This window comes from Paenibacillus endophyticus (assembly GCF_014192395.1).
Lineage (GTDB): Bacteria > Bacillota > Bacilli > Paenibacillales > Paenibacillaceae > Pristimantibacillus > Pristimantibacillus endophyticus.
In genome coordinates this window covers 71,787-91,294 of sequence record NZ_JACHXW010000005.1, presented here as the reverse complement: position 1 = coordinate 91,294, position 19,508 = coordinate 71,787, and the positions used below count along the sequence as shown (strand labels likewise).

General features: G+C 47.3%; 20 protein-coding genes. 16 read left to right on the top strand and 4 right to left on the bottom strand.

All coding sequences use genetic code 11. The features are described 5' to 3' along the window. Positions 1-58: 58 nt before the first annotated feature. The 4 genes from miaB to FHS16_RS10090 all read left to right on the top strand — a co-directional run bounded on the left by miaB (position 59) and on the right by FHS16_RS10090 (position 3,920). The gene (miaB, locus tag FHS16_RS10105) at positions 59-1,657 is read left to right on the top strand and encodes a tRNA (N6-isopentenyl adenosine(37)-C2)-methylthiotransferase MiaB (protein WP_183561595.1); all 1,599 of its coding nucleotides are present in this window, start codon (positions 59-61) and stop codon (positions 1,655-1,657) included. A gap of 23 nt (positions 1,658-1,680) precedes the next feature. After that, a complete protein-coding gene (locus FHS16_RS10100) occupies positions 1,681-2,175 on the top strand; it encodes a YlbF/YmcA family competence regulator (RefSeq protein ID WP_183561593.1) in 495 nt (164 codons plus the stop codon). Between the two features lie 160 nt (positions 2,176-2,335). Then, positions 2,336-2,839, top strand: a complete 504-nt coding sequence (locus FHS16_RS10095) for a sigma-70 family RNA polymerase sigma factor (protein WP_183561591.1) — start codon at positions 2,336-2,338, stop codon at positions 2,837-2,839. Further along, positions 2,832-3,920 (top strand): anti-sigma factor C-terminal domain-containing protein, encoded by a 1,089-nt coding sequence (locus FHS16_RS10090; RefSeq protein WP_183561589.1) that lies wholly within the window; start codon positions 2,832-2,834, stop codon positions 3,918-3,920. Before FHS16_RS10095 ends, FHS16_RS10090 begins: the two co-directional genes overlap by 8 nt. A 100-nt stretch (positions 3,921-4,020) precedes the next feature. On the opposite strand, the gene FHS16_RS10085 is transcribed toward FHS16_RS10090, so the two are convergent. Further along, positions 4,021-4,635, bottom strand: coding sequence for a biotin transporter BioY (locus FHS16_RS10085; protein WP_183561587.1), 615 nt, complete (start codon positions 4,633-4,635; stop codon positions 4,021-4,023). A gap of 122 nt (positions 4,636-4,757) precedes the next feature. On the opposite strand from FHS16_RS10085, the gene FHS16_RS10080 reads away from it, so the two are divergent. Both FHS16_RS10080 and FHS16_RS10075 read left to right on the top strand, forming a co-directional pair. After that, a complete protein-coding gene (locus FHS16_RS10080; protein WP_183561585.1) occupies positions 4,758-5,609 on the top strand; it encodes an ABC transporter ATP-binding protein in 852 nt (283 codons plus the stop codon). Further along, positions 5,596-7,326: an ATP-binding cassette domain-containing protein gene (locus FHS16_RS10075; protein WP_183561582.1), complete on the top strand. Its 1,731-nt coding sequence runs from the start codon at positions 5,596-5,598 to the stop codon at positions 7,324-7,326. Before FHS16_RS10080 ends, FHS16_RS10075 begins: the two co-directional genes overlap by 14 nt. Here FHS16_RS10075 and FHS16_RS10070 read toward each other — a convergent pair. Together FHS16_RS10070 and FHS16_RS10065 are read right to left on the bottom strand one after the other, a co-directional pair. Then, the gene (locus FHS16_RS10070) at positions 7,294-7,899 is read right to left on the bottom strand and encodes an HAD family hydrolase (protein WP_183561580.1); all 606 of its coding nucleotides are present in this window, start codon (positions 7,897-7,899) and stop codon (positions 7,294-7,296) included. The two genes, FHS16_RS10075 and FHS16_RS10070, sit on opposite strands and share 33 nt — an antisense overlap. Next, positions 7,896-9,107, bottom strand: a complete 1,212-nt coding sequence (locus tag FHS16_RS10065) for an MFS transporter (RefSeq protein WP_183561578.1) — start codon at positions 9,105-9,107, stop codon at positions 7,896-7,898. Before FHS16_RS10065 ends, FHS16_RS10070 begins: the two co-directional genes overlap by 4 nt. Positions 9,108-9,275: 168 nt before the next feature. Between FHS16_RS10065 and lepB the strand changes: the two genes are divergently transcribed. The 10 genes from lepB (at position 9,276) to FHS16_RS10015 (ending at position 19,113) form a co-directional block, all read left to right on the top strand. Then, the gene (gene lepB / locus FHS16_RS10060; RefSeq protein ID WP_183561576.1) at positions 9,276-9,818 is read left to right on the top strand and encodes a signal peptidase I; all 543 of its coding nucleotides are present in this window, start codon (positions 9,276-9,278) and stop codon (positions 9,816-9,818) included. 18 nt (positions 9,819-9,836) lie between these two features. After that, positions 9,837-10,745: a DUF4184 family protein gene (locus tag FHS16_RS10055; protein WP_183561574.1), complete on the top strand. Its 909-nt coding sequence runs from the start codon at positions 9,837-9,839 to the stop codon at positions 10,743-10,745. Between the two features lie 171 nt (positions 10,746-10,916). Further along, positions 10,917-12,395 carry a sensor histidine kinase gene (locus FHS16_RS10050; protein WP_183561572.1) on the top strand — a complete coding sequence of 493 codons (1,479 nt, stop codon included), beginning with the start codon at positions 10,917-10,919 and terminating at the stop codon, positions 12,393-12,395. Further along, on the top strand, positions 12,373-13,062 hold the full coding sequence (locus FHS16_RS10045) for a response regulator transcription factor (protein ID WP_183561570.1): 690 nt from the start codon (positions 12,373-12,375) through the stop codon (positions 13,060-13,062). The genes FHS16_RS10050 and FHS16_RS10045 overlap by 23 nt, the downstream gene beginning before the upstream one ends. Positions 13,063-13,087: 25 nt before the next feature. Further along, complete coding sequence (locus FHS16_RS10040) at positions 13,088-16,117, top strand: efflux RND transporter permease subunit (protein WP_183561567.1); 3,030 nt, start codon at positions 13,088-13,090, stop codon at positions 16,115-16,117. A 174-nt stretch (positions 16,118-16,291) separates the two neighbouring features. Next, positions 16,292-16,630 (top strand): DUF3889 domain-containing protein, encoded by a 339-nt coding sequence (locus FHS16_RS10035; RefSeq protein WP_183561565.1) that lies wholly within the window; start codon positions 16,292-16,294, stop codon positions 16,628-16,630. Positions 16,631-16,710: 80 nt separating this feature from the next. Beyond that, positions 16,711-17,022 (top strand): YbjQ family protein, encoded by a 312-nt coding sequence (locus tag FHS16_RS10030; protein ID WP_183561563.1) that lies wholly within the window; start codon positions 16,711-16,713, stop codon positions 17,020-17,022. A gap of 332 nt (positions 17,023-17,354) precedes the next feature. Further along, entirely contained in the window at positions 17,355-17,666 is a 312-nt protein-coding gene (locus FHS16_RS10025; protein WP_183561560.1) for a rhodanese-like domain-containing protein, read from the top strand. 147 nt (positions 17,667-17,813) lie between these two features. Further along, complete coding sequence (gene map / locus FHS16_RS10020) at positions 17,814-18,560, top strand: type I methionyl aminopeptidase (RefSeq protein WP_183561558.1); 747 nt, start codon at positions 17,814-17,816, stop codon at positions 18,558-18,560. A 148-nt stretch (positions 18,561-18,708) separates the two neighbouring features. Beyond that, positions 18,709-19,113 carry a hypothetical protein gene (locus FHS16_RS10015; protein WP_183561556.1) on the top strand — a complete coding sequence of 135 codons (405 nt, stop codon included), beginning with the start codon at positions 18,709-18,711 and terminating at the stop codon, positions 19,111-19,113. Between the two features lie 90 nt (positions 19,114-19,203). Here the strand turns inward: FHS16_RS10015 and FHS16_RS10010 are convergent, their stop codons facing one another. Continuing rightward, positions 19,204-19,413: a hypothetical protein gene (locus FHS16_RS10010; protein ID WP_183561554.1), complete on the bottom strand. Its 210-nt coding sequence runs from the start codon at positions 19,411-19,413 to the stop codon at positions 19,204-19,206. Positions 19,414-19,508 lie beyond the last annotated feature (95 nt).

Below are 19,508 nucleotides of genomic sequence, written 5' to 3'. Positions count from 1 at the left end.
TACTGAATTGGGCTATACAAGCATACTAAGCAACTATTAGTACCCATAAGGAAGTGAAATGGCAGTGACAAAGGATACAAATCAGCTCGCTTCGGATAAGAAGCAAGGGCTGCTAAAGGATTACTCCAAATATTTTGATTTCAGCGATGCGAAAGTGATCGACCAAGACGAGAATTCAACGACCTACCGCATTAAAGGAAGGATCGTCAACATAAACGCCGCACCTAGCCATAAGGATGAGAAAAAGCGCGGCAAAGAGGATATCGAGGTGCATTATGACTTCGCTATTCCGGATGAGCTGAGGACTATGGGGGTTGGCAAGCATTATTTGATCCAAACCTATGGCTGCCAGATGAACGAGCATGACACAGAGGTCATGAAGGGCATGTTCGAAGAGATGGGCTATACGGCTACGGAGGACCGCAACGCAGCAGATGTCATTTTATTGAATACATGCGCGATTCGCGAGAATGCTGAGGATAAGGTGTTTGGCGAGCTTGGCCATCTGAAGACGCTCAAAACCGAGAAGCCAGACCTGCTGCTTGGCGTTTGCGGCTGTATGTCGCAGGAGGAGTCGGTTGTCGGACGTATTTTGCAAAAGCATGCTTTTGTGGATATGATCTTTGGAACGCATAACATTCATCGCCTGCCTCATCTCCTCCAAAACGCTTACTTCAGTAAAGAGTTGGTTGTGGAGGTTTGGTCCAAGGAAGGCGATATTATAGAAAATATGCCTAAAAAACGCGAAGGCATGCGTGCTTGGGTTAATATCATGTACGGCTGCGACAAGTTCTGCACCTATTGCATCGTACCGTATACGAGAGGCAAGGAGCGCAGCAGGCGCCCAGAGGATGTCATTGCGGAGGTTCGCGAGCTCGCTAGGAAAGGCTTCAAAGAAATTACGCTGCTTGGTCAGAACGTAAATGCTTACGGGAAGGATTTCGAGGATATCAGCTATCGTTTCGGCGATCTTATGCATGATATGTCCAAAATCGATATTCCGCGCATTCGCTTCATGACCAGCCATCCGCGTGATTTCGATGACCATTTGATCGAGGTGCTTGGAACGGGCGGTAATCTAGTGGAGCATATCCATTTGCCGGTGCAATCGGGCAGCACGGAGATTTTGAAACGAATGAGCCGCAAATATTCGCGTGAGATGTATTTGGAGCTGGTAGGCAAGATAAAGAAAGCCATTCCGAACGCGATGCTCACTTCGGATATAATCGTTGGTTTCCCTGGTGAAACAGACGAGCAATTTGAAGATACGATGACGCTGGTGAAGGAAGTCGGCTTTGACTCCGCTTATACGTTCCTATACTCCCCGCGCGAAGGTACGCCTGCCGCAGGAATGGAAGACAACGTGCCGCTAGAGGTGAAGAAGGCTAGACTTCAACGACTGAATGCTCAGCTTGCAGCAAATGCAAGAGAGAAGAATGAGCAGCTTTGCGGGCAAATCGTAGAGGTTCTTATCGAAGGCGAAAGCAAAAATAATGCGAACATCCTATCAGGACGCACACGCACGAACAAATTAGTTCATTTGGAAGGCCACAAGGAATGGATCGGCCAATTCATAATGGCTAAAGTGACAGAAGCACAAACCTGGTATATAAAAGCAGAAGCGATCGAACAGGATGCACAAGAAGCCGTAAGCTAACGGCAAAACAGGAGAGATGACAAATGGCAGAGCAGCAAACGGCAGAAAACCAAGGCGCACATTGCGACCATGATCATGAGCATGGAGAAGGCTGCGGAATTCCGAGCTTCCATACACGCGATCTGATCGTTCGCGACGATATTACGACAAAAGCGAAAGAGCTTGCGGATCTCATTTTCACATCGGAGGAAGTGCAGCACTACCGCCGTGCCGAACAACAAATTAATGGCAACGAACGCGTTCAGCAATTAATTACGAAAATTAAAAAGAAGCAAAAGGAAGTCGTTGCGTTCGAAACGACGTTCAAAAACGCCGATATGGTTAAAAAAATCGAAGGCGAAATGGAAACGCTGCAGGACGAGCTTGACGGCATTCCAATCGTATCCGAATTTCAACAAAGCCAAACGGATATCAACTACTTGCTGCAGCTAGTCATCTCGATCGTACGAGACACCGTTTCCGAGAAAATCAGCGTAGAGGATGCATCGGAGCCGGCTCCCGAGGAATGCAGCGACTAAGCTCGCACTAGCAAACAATAGAAGAATATTAAGATGCGCTTGCCGAACGGGGCAGGCGTTTTTTTATGGATATCGATCGCGGTTTGTAACTTTTTCCAGAGCTTAAACGTGTATAGGCATAAGGGTATGCTGAGGAGCCATTCGGCAGGGCAAGGGGGAGATGGCAGCGCCGAATAGTATTGATGAGCTATATATGTTGTATATGAAAGATGTTTATCGATATTTATTGTTCCTCTGCCAGGATCGCCATACTGCAGAGGATATCGTGCAGGAAACGTTTTATAGAGCGTACTTGTATTTGGACAGCTACAAGGGTGAGAGAGTAAAGCCTTGGCTATTCCGGACTGCCCATCATGCGCTCATTGACTATAAACGGAAAGAGAAGCGAACGAGTCCTCAGGAGGCAGCTTATTTCGAGAATTTGCAAAGCCGAGTTACACCGGAAATGCTGTTTCTGCACAAAGAGCGGCTTAGCGAGCTAGGGATTCTGATTGATAGGCTTCGGGAAAAACAAAAGCAGGCATTGCTCTTGCATGACTGGCATGAGCTGTCGTATGCGGAGTCGGCAGACATTATGGGGGTTGGATTATCTCATTATAAGGTGCTTTTATTTCGGGCAAGGCAGACGCTTAGGCAGCTGCAGAGGGAGGCGTATGATGTCTGAACGTTTTAAACAGTTACTGAGAGACTATGAAGACGATAAGCTCTCAGCAGAGGAACGGGCGGAAGTGGAGCAGGAACTGAAGAAGCTTGAGGTTTATCAGACCTATATGGATGAGATGCTCGAGAGAGGGAATAATCCTGCTGATTTAGGTGTGCTGCGCAGTTCTATGGAGTTAAACCCAAAACAGGCAAGAAAGCTGATGAAGCGGGGGAAAAGAAAAGCACGATTTTGGAGCGTGGGAACGGTATTTGGCATGCTGCTCCTGTTTGGTTTATTAAATTCGAGCCTGACATCCCTTTATTACACGACAGGCAGCCCTATGCGCCAGAGCGTTTATAGCGATGTCTTGCGTTCAGCGCTATCGGTATCGCGTCCTAATATTGGGGTATCACTTAGCAGCACGCCAACTAATGTTTTGGCTACCCGATTTTTTGGCACCATCAGCAAGCAGATTGGCAGCGAGAGTGAAACAGTAGGCACTTATTCACAGACATTCAGATTTAATCAATGGATCGGTTCAAGAGTGGATACGTATCTTGATACACAAAATCGATTGAATTTGTTTTTCTATTTGCCGAGCGCAACGGAAACAGTAAGGAGTAGTAATGAATGGGCACGATTAGAAAAGCTACCTGAGGGGTCAGTGGCCGAAGCGTACGTCTCTTTGGATCATTATTACGAGCAGAGTGATGTACTATCCAAATTCGATGGGAAAGAGATGGAGCTAGTGTGGTATGCCGTTAGAACGGCGGTCGAGGGTTCTGAAACTGGTGAGCAAGCGGTTTGGAATCCGCTAGGATTTCCGTCCATACCATTGTATCATCATGATAAAAGCGGTTTGCAAACGGATGATTACAAGCAAACACTGCAGCTATTGCTCAAATACAAGTCAATAACAAGGTCTGTTGTCTCGACTGAACTGGTTAAGGACGCTTTGGATTATGCGGATGAGAATGGCGTTCAGATTTACGGCGTCGTAGCGACGGGACCAGTCAAGGAGCTTCTGAAATTGCAGGAGGTTAGCTTTGTAAAGGCCATTCGACTGGGTGAGGTACGGTTGTGGAATTGGAATCAAAAATAATGCGTATTCCGATGGGACTGACCACTGTTTTATAAAGTCGGTCAGTCTCTATTGACGAGAGTCAATTGGAATACGCATTTTTATTGCGATAGGACGGTTTCTATCCTTTAATGGTTAAATTCTGGTTGCTGCGCTTGACGGTTGACGAGCGAATATAGACGATGTAAGGTGTTAATGAGATAGCCAGAATGGCGCCAACAAGCGACTTTAATGCATCGCCAATTATGAATGGAAAGAAGCCTACAGCCATGGCTTTCTGGAATGAGAATTCAGTTATATGCATGAGCCATGGTATGCCTGGCAGGTAAGAGAAAAGTGAACTGAAAAGTTCGAAAATAAGGAAGAATACAACAACGGCTAATCCTTTATTCGCTTTGGAACTGCTCATTCGCAGAAAAGCTCCGATCGCGATACTGACGAGCATAGCGCAAAACGGGAATGCAAAGATAAAACCGCCTGTTGCTCCCGTTAGATGGGCGATTCCTCCCGCGCCGCTGAACAAAGGCAGACCGATTGCCGCAAGAACAATGACGACGAATATGCTGAGAAAGGCATTGCGCGGAGATAGGAACAAACCGGATAATACAACGCCCAGTGTTTGCAGGGTGATCGGTACGAGTGAACCGCCAAGCTTAATCGTAAGTGAACTCATGATAATAAATAAGGCTGCGAATAAGGCGATAAATACGAGCGAGCGGATATTGTTGCTTTGCATACGATTGAACGACTCCTTTATGTAGTTGCGATTTAATTGTTAACCCTATATATTTAAAAGAGGTTAACAGTTCGAATTGTAGCATAGCCGATCGATTTGGGGAAGAGGTTGGGTGAATTTTTTTGAATGCCGATTTTAAAGTGGAGTTAAAGCATGTTTGCGTTACCCCACCTTCTATGAGAGAAGGTGCAAAGTCCAAGTCCATTTTAATGGATATCTCATTAACCATTGATCATGGCGTTTGGCTCTCCTTGTTAGGCCGCAACGGAAGCGGGAAAAGCACGTTGGCCAAAGTAGCGGCGGGATTTCGTGTTGCCGGATTGGAAGGAGAAATCATTCGGAAGATCCATACGGCTGCAGAAGGCAGGCCAGTACCGATTGTGATGCAGCAGCCGGAAGCTGCAATAGTTGGGGCAACGCCTTGGGAGGACGTTGTGTTGTTGCTAGAGCAGAATGAGCTTTCGGGGTTGGACATACCCGCAGAAGCGGAAAAGTCGCTTCAGCGCGTAGGTATGGGAGAAAAGCTCCATCAGCCGATCGAAACGCTCTCAGGTGGACAAAAGCAGCTAGTAGCCATTGCCGGTTGCTTGGCGGCTAAATCACCAATGCTGGTTCTCGACGAGGTAACGGCCATGCTGGACCCGGAGGCTTCCAGTATGGTGCTGGAGCACGTAAGAGCCCTTCATCATGAAGGTGTCACAGTTGTATGGATAACGCAAAAGCTGGAAGAGCTTCGGACTGGCGATCGCATTATTGCGATGGAAGAAGGAGCAATCGCGTTCGATGGGAATGCTGACACTTGGTTTGAAAGATCACAAGCAGGCATAAATGACAGCTGGTGCGAACGGCTTGGCTTTGAAGCTCCTTATGCGGCACAAGTTGCTTGGGAGCTGGCCGAGTTGGGGATTCAGCTGTCACCCTTTCCATTGACGGCAGAGATGCTGGCTAGGGCGGTGAATCATGTTGAACGCTGATTGGAGGTTGGACAAGGTTTCCGTTAACGCAGATGGGAATGATGGAAAGCCGCTGCTGAAGGATATTGATATGACTTTCAAAGTTGGCGAAATTACTCTGCTAATCGGACATAATGGAGCGGGGAAGTCGACGCTGCTGGAGACAATGGCTGGCCTACGAACGATTGCAGCTGGCGAAATTAGGCTTGGCGACGAGCCGTTATGGATACAGGGGAAGCGAAAAAAACGATTAAATCAGAATGTCGCGCTTCGCCTCGGCATCGCGATGCAGAGTTCCGAATCGCAGTGGTTCGCCCCGACAGTCCGTGAAGAGCTGCTGTATTCACTTAAGCCTTATGGCGTATTAAAAGAGCAATCAAGCTCGAGAATAGCGCAAGCGCTTAACGAGGCTGGCTTGCCGCTGGAGCTGCTGGAGCGCGATCCATGGACGCTCAGTGGCGGTCAGCAGCGACGGCTGTCGCTCGCCTGCTTGCTGGCGTGCGAGCCGGAATGGCTGCTGCTCGATGAGCCGACGGCGGGGCTTGACGCCGTCGGCATTCGCCGCCTGTGCGCGGTTCTTGAAGCGCACAGGGCGGCAGGGCGCGGAGCGGTCGTTGCCACGCACGACCTCGACGCGCTGCTGCCGCTGGCGGACACGGTCGCCGTGGTCAGCGGCGGCACGGTCCGCGCAGCGGCATCTGCGGCGGCGGTAGCGGAGGCCGCAGAAGCGCCGCAGGCGCTGCGCGCGCTGGCAGCGCTGCGGGCGGAGGCGGCTTTGCCGCCTGGGGTTCCGGCGCCGGGAAGCGGGGCGCCGTGGCCGACGCCGCGTGAGACGGCGGCGGCCATTGCAGCGCAATTAAAGCTGCGTAAGGATCATTCTAGCAGCGAAGCCCATGCTGGCGACGTTTGCCAGCAACAGGCCCAAACCAAGCAAACTGCTGCTGCACGCCTCAATGAGCAGAATAACTTCCCTATAGAAAGGTCGAACCAGAGAACAACAATATCTCGGAACGACCAATTTGATCCCCGCGCGCTTGTACTCGTTTATCTGTTTCTTGCCGCGTGCATATTAGCACAGAAAACGATGCTGGAAGTAGTCGTTGCCACTTCCGTTACGGCAGTTTTGTCAATACCGTTTCGCGCGCTGATATGGCAGTGGATTCGTGTCATTCGTGCGTATGCCATTATGATCATCGTGTTTTGCATAATTGGAGGCATCGAGCTGAATCCCTTTACTTTCGATGTGGAAAAGGCATGGCCGGTTGCAATGAGGTTTGGCAAGCTTATGCTTGTGATGGTGTTAGGCATGCCTATGCTGAAGCTTATGACGCCTTACCGGCTCCAGCGCAGCATTGAACAAACATTTGGTTGGCTTGAGAGGCTAAAGCTGCCTATTCATAGCTTCGCACTTATCGTTACGCTAATTTTTAGGTTTATTCCCCTTCTTACAGGGGAATGGGAGAGGTTTGCGAAGCTTGCGCATGCGAGAGGAAAGGCGGCAGCGCCGCCTAAATCGGTACCTATTAAGCAGATCATTCCGATCTTGATTCCATATGTACGCTCTATTCTCCGTTTGGCGGAGCAAATGGCAGATGCGCTTGAAGCAAGGGGTTTCGGCTATGCGAGGCGCAATCCAGTGTATGCGTTCCGCCTCACATTCCAAAAGGCGGACGCGGTTTTAATCAGCATTGGGATAGCAAGCGGATCATTGCTGTTGATTGTGGCTTATTTGCTTTAGCTGCATAGAAACCTGATTCATCCAATGACCCTCGTCATCTGCAAGCAGCGTCCGCCATCCGTGCGAAACTGCTTGCTTTAAGTTTGTTTGCTGATCATCGACAAATAAGACTGGTGAGCCTAAAGGCAACAATGAAATTACCGATTCAAAGATGCTCGGATCAGGCTTTTTCAAAGCTATTTGGCTGGATATCGTGATCGTATTCAAAAAAGGTCTAATCGTTGAGAGCAAGGGATCGACCCATGCAGACAAATGGTTGCTTAGTATATGAATGTCGGCAAGCTGCTGCCATTCCGGTATGTACGCGAGAGCGGGAAGCGGCTTCAAGCTCATGTCAACAAAAGCACGACCCTGCACTTTGTTTAACGTCGGTACATGAGATATAATCCACTCCCAAAATTGCTCTTCTGAAAGATGGCCGCGCCATAAAGACTCACTTATTTCTCGCTTGTAAGCGGAGTATAGATGTTCTTCGGAAACAGCCGCTTCAATTGCTAACAGCTGCCAGAGCAACGGAGATAAATTGGTGGCAAGTACGCCGCCGATATCGAGAACGAGCTGAGGCTTGGTCATCCGCTAATCTCCTTTGCTGTGGATTGCTGCAATCGATTGGCTGATTTCCGTTCCGATCTTGCCCACACCGTTACGAGAATAAAAGCAGCAGCCCCTAATAATGAACCGAATAGGAAGCCTCCATTTAATCCCCAGCTCTCATTCAACCAGCCTGCAAGGAAAGGTCCAGAGAACATTCCGATTGCGTATAAGGCTTGGTACAAGCCCATTGCAGTCGCACGTCCAGGCAGCGCCACGTCTCGAATAGCAAGTCCGAGGAGCAGAGGCATATGCAAGCCTTGCGCGAATCCGTTGATCGCCTGAGTGAAGATAAGAAACCCGAATGAATCTCCGAATACCATCGCGGCCGTGCAAATCGTGCTTAATAGAAAGCCGGCTCCAATCGTACCCCAGTTGCCGAACCTTGGCGTGAACCATCTAGCGGTTACGAGCGAAGCGAATGCATGGGGCAGCATGAACGCGAAGACAAGTATCGTTAGATTCAAGCCGGTAGCGCCTAGCTCTTCCGCTTTTAAGGGTGTAAAGCCAAACATCGTGATAAACAAAACACCATGAGCTAGAATGGAGAGCAAAGACACTTGCAGCAGTGTTTTCGTTCGCACCACATTTTTGATCATCGCAAAAGACATTCCCGGTTGGTTGCGCAGCTTCTGTTGCGGTTCCTTGATAAGAAAGGCAAGTCCAAGCCCAATAACAGCAATGACAGCTCCGAGAATAAATGGTGCATTTTCGCTAAAACCGTCCGTGAGCCAGCCGCTGAGCAGCATGCCGACCATTTGCCCGGAAACGGTCATGACACTTATATTGCCCATCGCTTTCCCGGTCTGTCCAGCTCCGAAATAACTGGCGTACAGCACGGTGAATGCGACCCAAGTAGATGCGCATACACCTGCCATAAGCCTGCCGGCCAGCGGCCATAGCCATGATCCGGGAATAAGAAAGAGCAGGCAGCTAATCGCTGCGGTGAGCATGCCGAGCACAATAAATGGCTTTCGCTTCCCGAATCGGTCAGACAGAATGCCAAGCGGGAACCTGACGAACATTTGCACGAATCCATAGCTCCCGAGCACAATCCCGATAAAGGGCAGGGACAGTCCGCGATCGCTAAGATATGGCGATAAGGTTGGGACGTATACGTACATCGAAGTCCAGTATAAAATGGTTATAACGGTGAAAAGCACTCGCTGTGCAGCCGTAATTTGATTCATAGTTGTTGAAATCCCCTCTCTTTTTCACTTTAGCGCAAAGCGGCTTGCATTGTCACTTCCTATTTTCAAAGCATCGCTTGGAAACTTTGCCCAAATTGAAACGTATAAACCAACGGCGGTAGGTTTGTTAAACACGGCAATATCCACTAATTAATGAGGTGAAAGCAGATGAAAACAAAAAACAGCCATTCAAAAGGATTACTAAAAGAAATAAAAGAATGGACAATATCGCTTGGTATTGCGGTTGTGGTAGCTATGTTGTTCCAAAACTATGTGTATGCGCAATCCGAGGTTCAAAATGTTTCCATGCAAAACACGCTTATTGCCGGGCAGCGATTAATTGAAGATAAATGGTCCTATCACTTTCATGAGCCCCGCCATGGAGATATTGTAATCATTAATGGGCCTGAAAGCGACCTTCGGTTAATTAAAAGAGTGGTTGGTCTGCCAGGCGATATCATCGATATTCGTGATGGAGAAGTATACTTGAACAATGAGAAAATCGAGGAGCAATACGTCAAAGGACAAACATTTGCTGGCAGCGTAGCCGTGCCATTCACAGTAGGAGCGGGTCAGCTGTTCGTCATGGGCGATAACCGCGAGCATAGCTTGGACAGTCGGGCGATTGGGCCGATAGCAAGATCGAGTATCGAAGGAAAAGCGGTCTTACGGATTTGGCCGCTACCGAAGTTCGGTGCACTTAGCAAGTAAGGGAGATGGATTTCCAAAATGCCGTTTACGCTATCGCATCCATTGTTTGCTGCCCCGCTCAAAAAAATAATACCATCTTTAAGCACAACCGGATTAATACTTGGGAGCATGTCACCGGATATTGAGTATTTTATTGCGATGCAGCCTTTCCGTTCAATCGGTCATGACATGCTTGGTTTTTTTCTGCTCTCGCTGCCGACATGCATCGCTTTTGCCTTTGCGTTCCATTTGATACTAAAACCCTCTCTGCCTAAGCTTCTTCCGAATATTGCTGGCATTGACCGGTTTGCCTTACACGAAAACCAGCCTTGGCAGATGAGCAGTATTAAGGATGGGGCTGCGTTTGCAATTTCACTGCTTATCGGCTTCCTATCGCATGTCACGCTAGACCACTTCACACACAGTGGAGGGTGGTTCGTGGTTCGACTGCCGTTTTTGCAAAGCGTGTTTCTGGGCGACAGCGTTTTTCATATTCTTCAGCTTTCGCTGTCTGCGCTCGGGTTAGGCATGCCATGTTTATATTTGATGTTTCGTTTCTTTGCCTATAAAAAACGCAACAAAAAGGTTGAGGCAGCAAGACAGACAATTAGCCCCAAAATAAATTGGGGGTCTGTTTTTGTAGTGGCTGTTGTTTTTCTATCAGCCAAGCTTCTTAGTGCTGGCAGTTTTTTTTCAATAAGCATTTGGGTTGTGGCACCGATTACTTCTGGTTTAGTGGGCATTTATTTTATGACATTAATTAATCAAGCGACAGCAAACGGGCATAGAGCTAACGCTATTTACTCGGTATGTACAATAGCTGGCCTCATTATATTATTTAAATGTCTTGCTTCTTTCGCTGCCGTATCAACTGCTGTCTGGATCATGTATATATGGCTGTTGACGGCGTCTATTCTGGTAAGTGCACTTCGTTGTCAAAACAAATAAAGGTTGATCACATTAATGATTAATTACATAAAATAATTATTTGTTTGAATTATTAAGCATCAGGCAACCAAACGTAATAATTTTGTAAGAATTGGTTACAAGTTCGTTTAGAAATGTCCTTTATGATAAACCATAGGTTATAAGATATTGATGAGTGAGGCGTGAGCAGAATTGTCGATACGGGTAAAGCTTTATATGTCTTACTTAGCGATGGTATTTCTGCCGCTCATATTAATGAGTCTTTTTATGATATTCGTCTTTTATGCTCGCGGCGTCGAGGATGTCAGGCAATATTTTGAAAAGGAAAGCAAAGAGCCTTATCTTCAAGCCTTGGTATATGGCGAATTATCCTACGTGCTGCGCAATGATGCCGGACAGCTAGAGAAAAGGGAGTACGTCGCGGAAATCCAACACAGGCTGGGAGAGCATTGGGCTGGGCTCGTCATCTCCAGAGAGGGACAGATCAAATCTGTCGCGCCGTTTCTGGATCAGACAGCACCGAACGAGAATTGGAAACGTTTCTTGGAAGAAAGGCCATCGAAGGTAACGTTCAACTCTTTCCAATTCGAGGTGAGCTCGCTGGATTTCAACTATCCTGACGGCGGTGAAGGAAGTGCGTTGATATTTAGGCGCATCGATACCGTGCCTATCTATTGGCGTCCTGTAGGAACGGTTTTTAGCCTCGCCTTTATCGGCTTAACCAGCTTGCTGCTCACTTATTTTGTATCCAGGAGCATTATAAGGCCCATTAAAGAGCTGGAAGCAGCTGCGCTTCAAATCAAGGACGGCGATCTCTCTCATAAAGTAAAAGCAACCACAAAGGGGGAAATCGGGCAGCTAAGCAATGCGTTCGAGGATATGAGAGTGAGACTGAAGCACTCGATTGACCAGAGCCTTTTATATGAAGAAAACCGAAAAATGCTCTTGTCACATATTTCCCATGATTTGAAAACGCCGATATCGGCCATAAAGGGTTACGTTGAAGGAATAATGGATGGCATTGCGAATACCGACGAGAAGCGCATCCGATATATGGAAACGATCTATCGCAAAGCATCAGATATGGATCAATTGATCGATGAGCTGTTCCTCTTCTCGAAGCTGGATCTCCAGACCGTGGCGTTTGATTTCAAAATGATAGATATACGCCGCTATTTGGAGCATTTCATGGACGAGCAGCGCTTTGATTTGGAGAAATCTGAGGTGGAATTAATCTATCTCACCCATGAGTCAGAACCGCTGCTCATCGCAGCTGATCCAGACAAGCTTAGCAGGGTGCTGACCAATATACTGAACAATTGTGTCAAATATATGGGGCAGCACGCCGACTCATTCAATAAGCAAGTTTTTGTAAGGGTTAGGGAGCTGCAGCAGTATGCACTCATTGTGATTGAAGATTCTGGTCCTGGTATTGAAGAGGATGATTTGCCGTTCATATTCGATCGTTTCTATCGAGCGGAGCAATCGCGCAACTTGGAAACAGGTGGGAGCGGGTTGGGACTTGCCATCGTCAAACAAATAATCGAAGGGCATGGCGGTACGGTTTGGGCAGAAAATGCAGAACAGGGAGGTGCCAGGTTCTGTCTGAAGCTGCCTAAATCCACGACCGTCCATACGGTGGATGAGCATGAAGAGCATACTAATCATTGAAGACGAGAAAGCCATTGCCGAGCTTGAGCGCGATTATTTGGAAAGTTACGGTTTTGGCGTACACATTGAAGGCAGGGGCGATATCGGCCTTCAGAAAGCGTTGGAAGGGAGCTTCGACCTCGTTATATTGGATGTGATGCTGCCTAAGGTAGACGGTTTCGAGATTTGCCGTCAAATCAGACAGTCTATTAACATTCCGGTGCTCATGGTGACGGCTAAGAAGGAAGATATAGACAAGATAAGAGGCCTCGGGCTTGGAGCGGATGATTATATGACAAAGCCGTTCAGCCCGAGTGAGCTTGTCGCCAGAGTGAAGGCCCATTTGGCGAGGTATGAGCGTCTAACGGCAGACAAGAGCGAACGAGGCGAGCATATTCGTATTCGCGGCTTGTTTATTGACAAGCTCTCCCGACGGGTGATGATCCATGAGAAGGAAGCGATGTTAACCTCCAAGGAGTACGAGCTTCTGCTTCTGCTTGCCTCGAATCCTAATCGCGTCTTTGAAAAAGAAGAGCTGTTCGAGCGAATATGGGGCTTGGAATCAAATGGCGACGCAGCTACGGTCACGGTTCACATTCGGAGGCTGCGCGAGAAAATAGAGCATGACCCGTCAAAACCTCAATATATCGAGACGATATGGGGAGTCGGTTACCGTTTCAAAGTATAGATAGAAGATGAGGGAGTGGAATAACTTGAAGAGCATTATCCGGTTTTCATTGAACAACAAGTTTGCGTTATGGATTTTGACATTGTTAGTTTTATTTGCAGGCCTTTATTCCGGTTTGAACATGAAAATGGAAACCTTGCCTGACATTACGGTACCTATCGTCAGTGTCACTACGGTTTATCCCGGCGCTGCGCCGGAAGAAATTATGGAGAAAATTACGAAGCCGATTGAGCAAAGAACTAGAAACTTAAAAGGCGTAGAAATTATCAGCTCAACCTCCTACGAAAATGCATCGTCGGTCGTTATTGAATACACCTATGAAACGGATATGGAAAAAGCGGAAGCAGAGGTGAAAAACATCCTCGCTGAGGTATCGCTGCCGGAAGGCGCGCAGGATCCATCCGTATCCCGCATTAGCTTAAACGCATTTCCAGTCGTTTCATTAAGTTTATCTAACGACAACTTGAACTTGGAACAGCTCACAAAGGAAGTGCAGGATAACGTGCTTCCGCGTCTGCAAGGAATTGAGGGCGTTGCAAGCGTCCAAATTTCAGGCCAGAACGTGCAAGAAGGAGAGCTTGCGTTCAACCAAGAAAAGCTGAAGGAGCTCGGATTGACCGAGGACACGGTAAAGGGGATCATTCAAGCATCCGCTGTATCGGTTCCGCTTGGCATTTATGAGTTTGGCGATTCAGAGAAAGCACTCGTGGTTGACGGTAATATCTCTACGGAAGAAGACCTGAACAAAATGGTCATCGTGCCAGGCGTCAAGCTTAGTGATATTGCGGATATAAGCATTATTGACAAAGCCGAGTCCATTTCCCGTACGAACCAAAAAGATGCGATTGGGCTAAACATCGTGAAATCTGCCGATTCGAATACGGTTGACGTTGTTAATAATGTTAAGGACGAAATTAAAGAGCTCGAAAGCAAAAATGAAGGCTTATCGTTCGTCATGACGCTTGACCAAGGGAAACCGATTGAGGATTCGGTTCACACGATGCTAAGCAAAGCTATTATAGGTGCTTTGTTCGCAGTTATTATAATTATGATTTTCTTGCGTGATATTCGGTCCACGATTATCGCAGTCGTGTCGATTCCGTTATCGATTCTAATTGCAATGCTTATTCTAAGCCAAATGGATATTACGTTGAATATTATGACGCTCGGCGCAATGACAGTTGCGATTGGCCGGGTTATCGATGATTCGATTGTCGTCATCGAGAATGTATATAGACGGATGGCTTTAACGACAGAAAAGCTAAAGGGCAAAGAATTAATTCTAGATGCCACAAAAGAAATGTTCGTACCCATTCTAGCTTCAACCATTGTTACGATTGCGGTATTCCTGCCTCTAGGCCTGGTATCAGGCATGATTGGCGAAATTTTCTTGCCGTTTGCGCTAACGATCGTTTTCGCTTTGCTGGCATCGCTGCTCGTTGCGATTACGGTAGTTCCAATGCTTGCTCATATGATGTTCCGTAAAGGGATGAAAGCGGGCAAAGCAAACCATGATAAGCCAGGCCGCCTAGCTGAATGGTACAAAGGCGTACTGCGTTGGTCGCTTGACCATAAAGCAGTTGCATTTGGTTTGGCCGTTCTGTTATTGGTAGGCAGCTTATTCCTAGTTCCTGTCATCGGCACGAGCTTCTTAGCCGGAGACGAGCAGAAAATGATGGTTGTTTCGTATAACCCTGCTCCAGGTGAAACGCGTGAGCAAGTAGAGGCCATGGCGCTTGAAGCCGAGAGCAAGCTTTTTGGACGCGAAGGCCTTACAGTTGTACAGTATGCGGTTGGTGGGCAAAACCCGTTTAGTCCGGGAGCTTCGAAGCAAGCTTTGTTCAACTTAAGCTATGACGAGGATTACAAAGATTTCAACGCCGAGAAAGAAAAAATTATCCCGCTCCTTCAAGAACTGGGCGGCAAAGGCGAATGGAAGCAGCAGGATTTCACAGGCGGGGGACTTGGCGGATCTGGCGTATCGATGCTCGTATTCGGACCTGACATGAAGTCGCTGCAGCCAGTCGTAGATGATCTAACGAAAAAGCTAGCCGATAACAAAAACGTGAAGAACATTGATTCCAGCTTGTCGGAAACATATGATCAGTACCGAATTGTAGCCAATCAAGAAAAATTAAGCCAAAACGGCTTGACCGCCGGACAAATTGCAATGGCATTAAGCCCGGTACGCGAGCGTCCGGTATTGACAACCATCGAAAAGGATGGCGAGCAATTCAATGTTTACGTCAAGGTTGAAACGAAAACCTATTCGAATAAAACAGATCTTGAAAACGTGAAATTGATGTCGCCAATGGGGACGGAAGTGGCTCTTAAAGACGTCGTGACGATCGAGGAGGGCGAAGCGCCTAACACGGTAACAAGGCGTGATGACCGTATCTATGCGGAGGTTTCCGCGGATGTTACTGCTTCCGATGTAGGCAAAGTTTCAGCTGAAATTCAAAAGATGATTGATGAAACGGACCTTCCGGCGGGTATTGATATTGATATGGGCGGTGTAACCGAACAAATCAATGAATCCTTCACCCAGCTTGGTCTGGCTATGTTAGCTGCTATAGCGGTCGTTTATCTCGTGCTTGTCATTACCTTTGGCGGTGCAATGACGCCGTTTGCTATCCTATTCTCCTTGCCATTCACGATAATCGGTGCGCTGGTCGGGCTGCTTATCGCTGGCGAAACGCTAAGCGTGACAGCGATGATCGGAGCGCTGATGCTGATCGGCATTGTCGTTACGAATGCGATCGTGCTCGTGGACCGCGTCATCCAGAAAGAAAAAGAAGGCCTATCCATTCGCGAATCGTTGATCGAAGCGGCAGGCACGCGTCTTCGTCCAATCCTAATGACGGCTATTGCTACCGTTGGCGCGCTTCTTCCTTTGGCATTCGGGTTTGAATCAGGAGGATTAATTTCGAAGGGAATGGCTGTTACCGTAATCGGCGGACTAACAAGCTCTACGTTATTGACGCTAATCATTGTTCCAGTCGTGTATGAATTCTTGAACCGCAAACGCAAGCATCGTGCAGTTGAAGAAGTTTAATATAAGATACGGTCACCGGCCTAGCGCCTTGGTGACCGTTTTTTTATTTCCCTACCGCAGCAGAGAGCCCAGCACAATTCAGCGCTAAAGCCACTATGCACCGGAATGGGATAGGATGATTAGAACTAGGCCAACCTATACCTATCTCTTTCCATGCAGACAGGTGGTGTTGAAATGCTGCGTCATATCGTGATGAAGGCCGTATTTGTATTGCTGAGTCTTGCCCATACCGAGGTTGCCTCGACGGAATCTTCAGCTCTATTCTCGGAGCCGTCCTACGCCAAATGGGGAAAGCTTGCCGTTCTGGAAACGAAAAAAATGTACCAGGATGCTTCGATCGTGGACTATAAGTACGAGGGAAGAAAAATGCTGCCTAGTGGTCAAGCAAATGAAAGTTTTGTGCTGTGGGTGCACAAGGATACAAAGGAATTTGGCGTTCGAGTTGTTATGACCATTGAACCAAGCACGGACCAGTTAGTGAGCTTAAAGCTAACTGAGATTAATGCCGAATAAATTGAAACATTGCTTTATCGTTGTCGTAATAAAGAAAAACAGATATAGACTTCAGGAAATGAAGAGGAAGGAGTAGATGTATGATAGTTTCAACTACGCCAACAATTGAGGGACATCCCATTCAAGAGTATATAGGTGTCGTTACGGGTGAAGCGATTATGGGAGCCAACGTCGTTAGGGATTTCTTCGCATCTATTACGGATATAGTCGGCGGTAGATCCGGTGCCTACGAGAGCAAGCTAAAGGAAGCGCGCGATGTTGCTTTCGATGAAATGAAAAATCAAGCAGCAAGACTCGGGGCCAATGCCATTGTTGCCATTGATATTGATTACGAGGTCGTTCGCGAGGGTATGCTGATGGTTGCAGTGAGCGGAACAGCAGTCCGACTCTAACCCGTTGTTTAAAGTTGAAAAGACAAAACTTCGATAGGCTTAAGCGATGCTTAAGACAATCAGAGTTTTGTCTTTTTTTAAGATCACCCGAAATGGAAAATATGTCGTCTACACAACCCAAGCAAGTCTCGAAAAACAGATTAGTCCAGACTCGGACTTCTGAATGAAGCTTCGGCAGATGCTACGATCAATCGGTTGTTGGCTGCCAAAAACAAAAGGAAGCGTTCATTCTCCTGCAGTCAAATGTACGCAAGATAGACATGCCAAAAGTTGCAGGGTACAATGTTTGTATGTGAGTTCACTATAATCAACGCTTGAAGGGAATGGGCAATATGTATCCAGAAATATCGGCAGCAGAACTAGAAACACAATTAAAGGACGGGAAATCCATTAATCTCATTGATGTGCGCGAGCCGGATGAATGGCAGGAAGGCCATATTAAAGAGGCACGCAGCATTCCATTGTCAGAGCTGCAGGATCGAATCAGCGAGCTTCAGCAAGGCGACCAAGAGATCGTCCTGATCTGCCGCAGCGGCGGACGCAGCGGGAAGGCATGCGATTTTTTGCAAGCTCAAGGCTATAAAGTAGTCAATGTAACAGGCGGCATGCTGCAATGGTCAGGCGAGGTTGCATTCGGCAGCTAAAGCAGTTATGGGTTCATTGATGATTGTAAAAGCCTCGGTTCCGGGGCTTTTTTTATTTTTGGCGCGCTTTGAGGTATCCTTAATATCATAAGATAGACAGTATCATTTAGATAAGACAGCTAAGAGGCAAAGGATAGGGTGATTACAATGATTGTCATAAAAACGAATGAAGAAATAATGAAAATGAAAAAAGCGGGCGAGATTCTAGCCGCTTGTCACCGCGATCTGCGGACTTTTATACGGCCGGGTATCACAACGAAAGCAATCGATGATTACGTGGAGCAGTTTTTGAAGGAGCAAGGTGCGATCCCGGAGCAGAAGGGCTATCATGGCTATCCATTCGCAACCTGTACGTCGGTAAACGATGTCATTTGCCATGGTTTCCCTGGGCAAACCGTATTAACGGAAGGAGATATTGTCACAGTTGACATGGTCGTTAATTTGGACGGCTGGTTAGCCGATTCCGCATGGTCCTATGCAGTTGGCAATATTTCCGAAGCTTCTAAGAAGCTGCTTGAAGTGACGAAGGAATCGCTTTACAAAGGCATTGAACAGGCGGTGGTAGGCAATCGGATAGGCGATATTTCACATGCTGTCCAAGTGTATGCAGAGGCTCACGGTTACTCGGTCGTCCGAGACTTTATTGGGCATGGAATAGGACAAAAAATGCACGAGGAGCCGCAAGTTCCCCATTACGGCCCGCCTAACAGAGGTACTCGCCTAAAAGCCGGAATGGTACTCACGATTGAGCCAATGCTCAACACGGGCAAGTATCACAGCAAGATTGATCAAGACGGATGGACAGCTAGAACGGCTGACGGTGGGCTTTCTGCGCAATATGAGCATACGCTCGCCATAACCGAGGACGGACCCATTATTTTGACAGCGCAATAAGATTGGAGAAAACAGGCTTTCGTCGTTGACGGACGCCTGTTTTTTCTTTTGCCTGTCACTTTTCGCTTCAACAGGTTGTCTATTAATTGTAGGAGTCGTTTCATTTATTCCTTTGCATTGAAATGATAGGGAGAAAGCAGGGATTGTGATGAGTAGAAGAAATGCATATATCCTAATGGCGGTGACAGCTGTATTGCTAATGGGACTAATATGGGAGGCTGTGAGTGCACAAACGGATCATTTTGCCTATTTCCAGCGTTTTGCAATAACCGTTCATAATGAATCGGATTTCGATCTCGTATCGATTGAAACGGGAATCGTGTCGAGCAGCGAGAAGGATATCGTCGATCGCCGCATCAAAGCCGGCGCAAGCGCAGTTATTAAGCCGAAGCTCAGCATGTCTGGCGAAGGAGCTGTCTATTTGAAATATACGGATTCACAGGGCAACACCAAGGAAACGATTGCTTGCGGGTATACGGAGTCGCTAACGGGTCGGACTGCAATCACAATTGATAATGACGGCATTTCCAAAAACGAGCAAAGGTGTTATTAGGCATTAAGCAAGGCGAGTAAAAGGCTAAAGGAAACGATTTAGAAACGCCGGAAATAAAAAAAGACCGATTGAGGTATCGGTCAAACCTTTTTACACGAAAAACGTATTGGCAGCTCTATGGATGATACTTCCATCAGACATGCGGATTGAATCATCGTTATATCCGATAATGGTTGAAGCGGGTCTGATCTGCATGCCGTTTTGCATCGGTTTAATTTTTGCTTTTGCTGCAATCGCAACTTCAAAATCTTTGTTTGTAATCAGTTTTTGTCCAGGTGTAAGCTTGATTTTTTCTAGCATGTTAGGTTGCCTCCATACATCTATATGTTTAGTATACCAAGGACAAATCATACACCATTTGCCTATAAATAGCCAATGGGATTGAATAGCTGTAC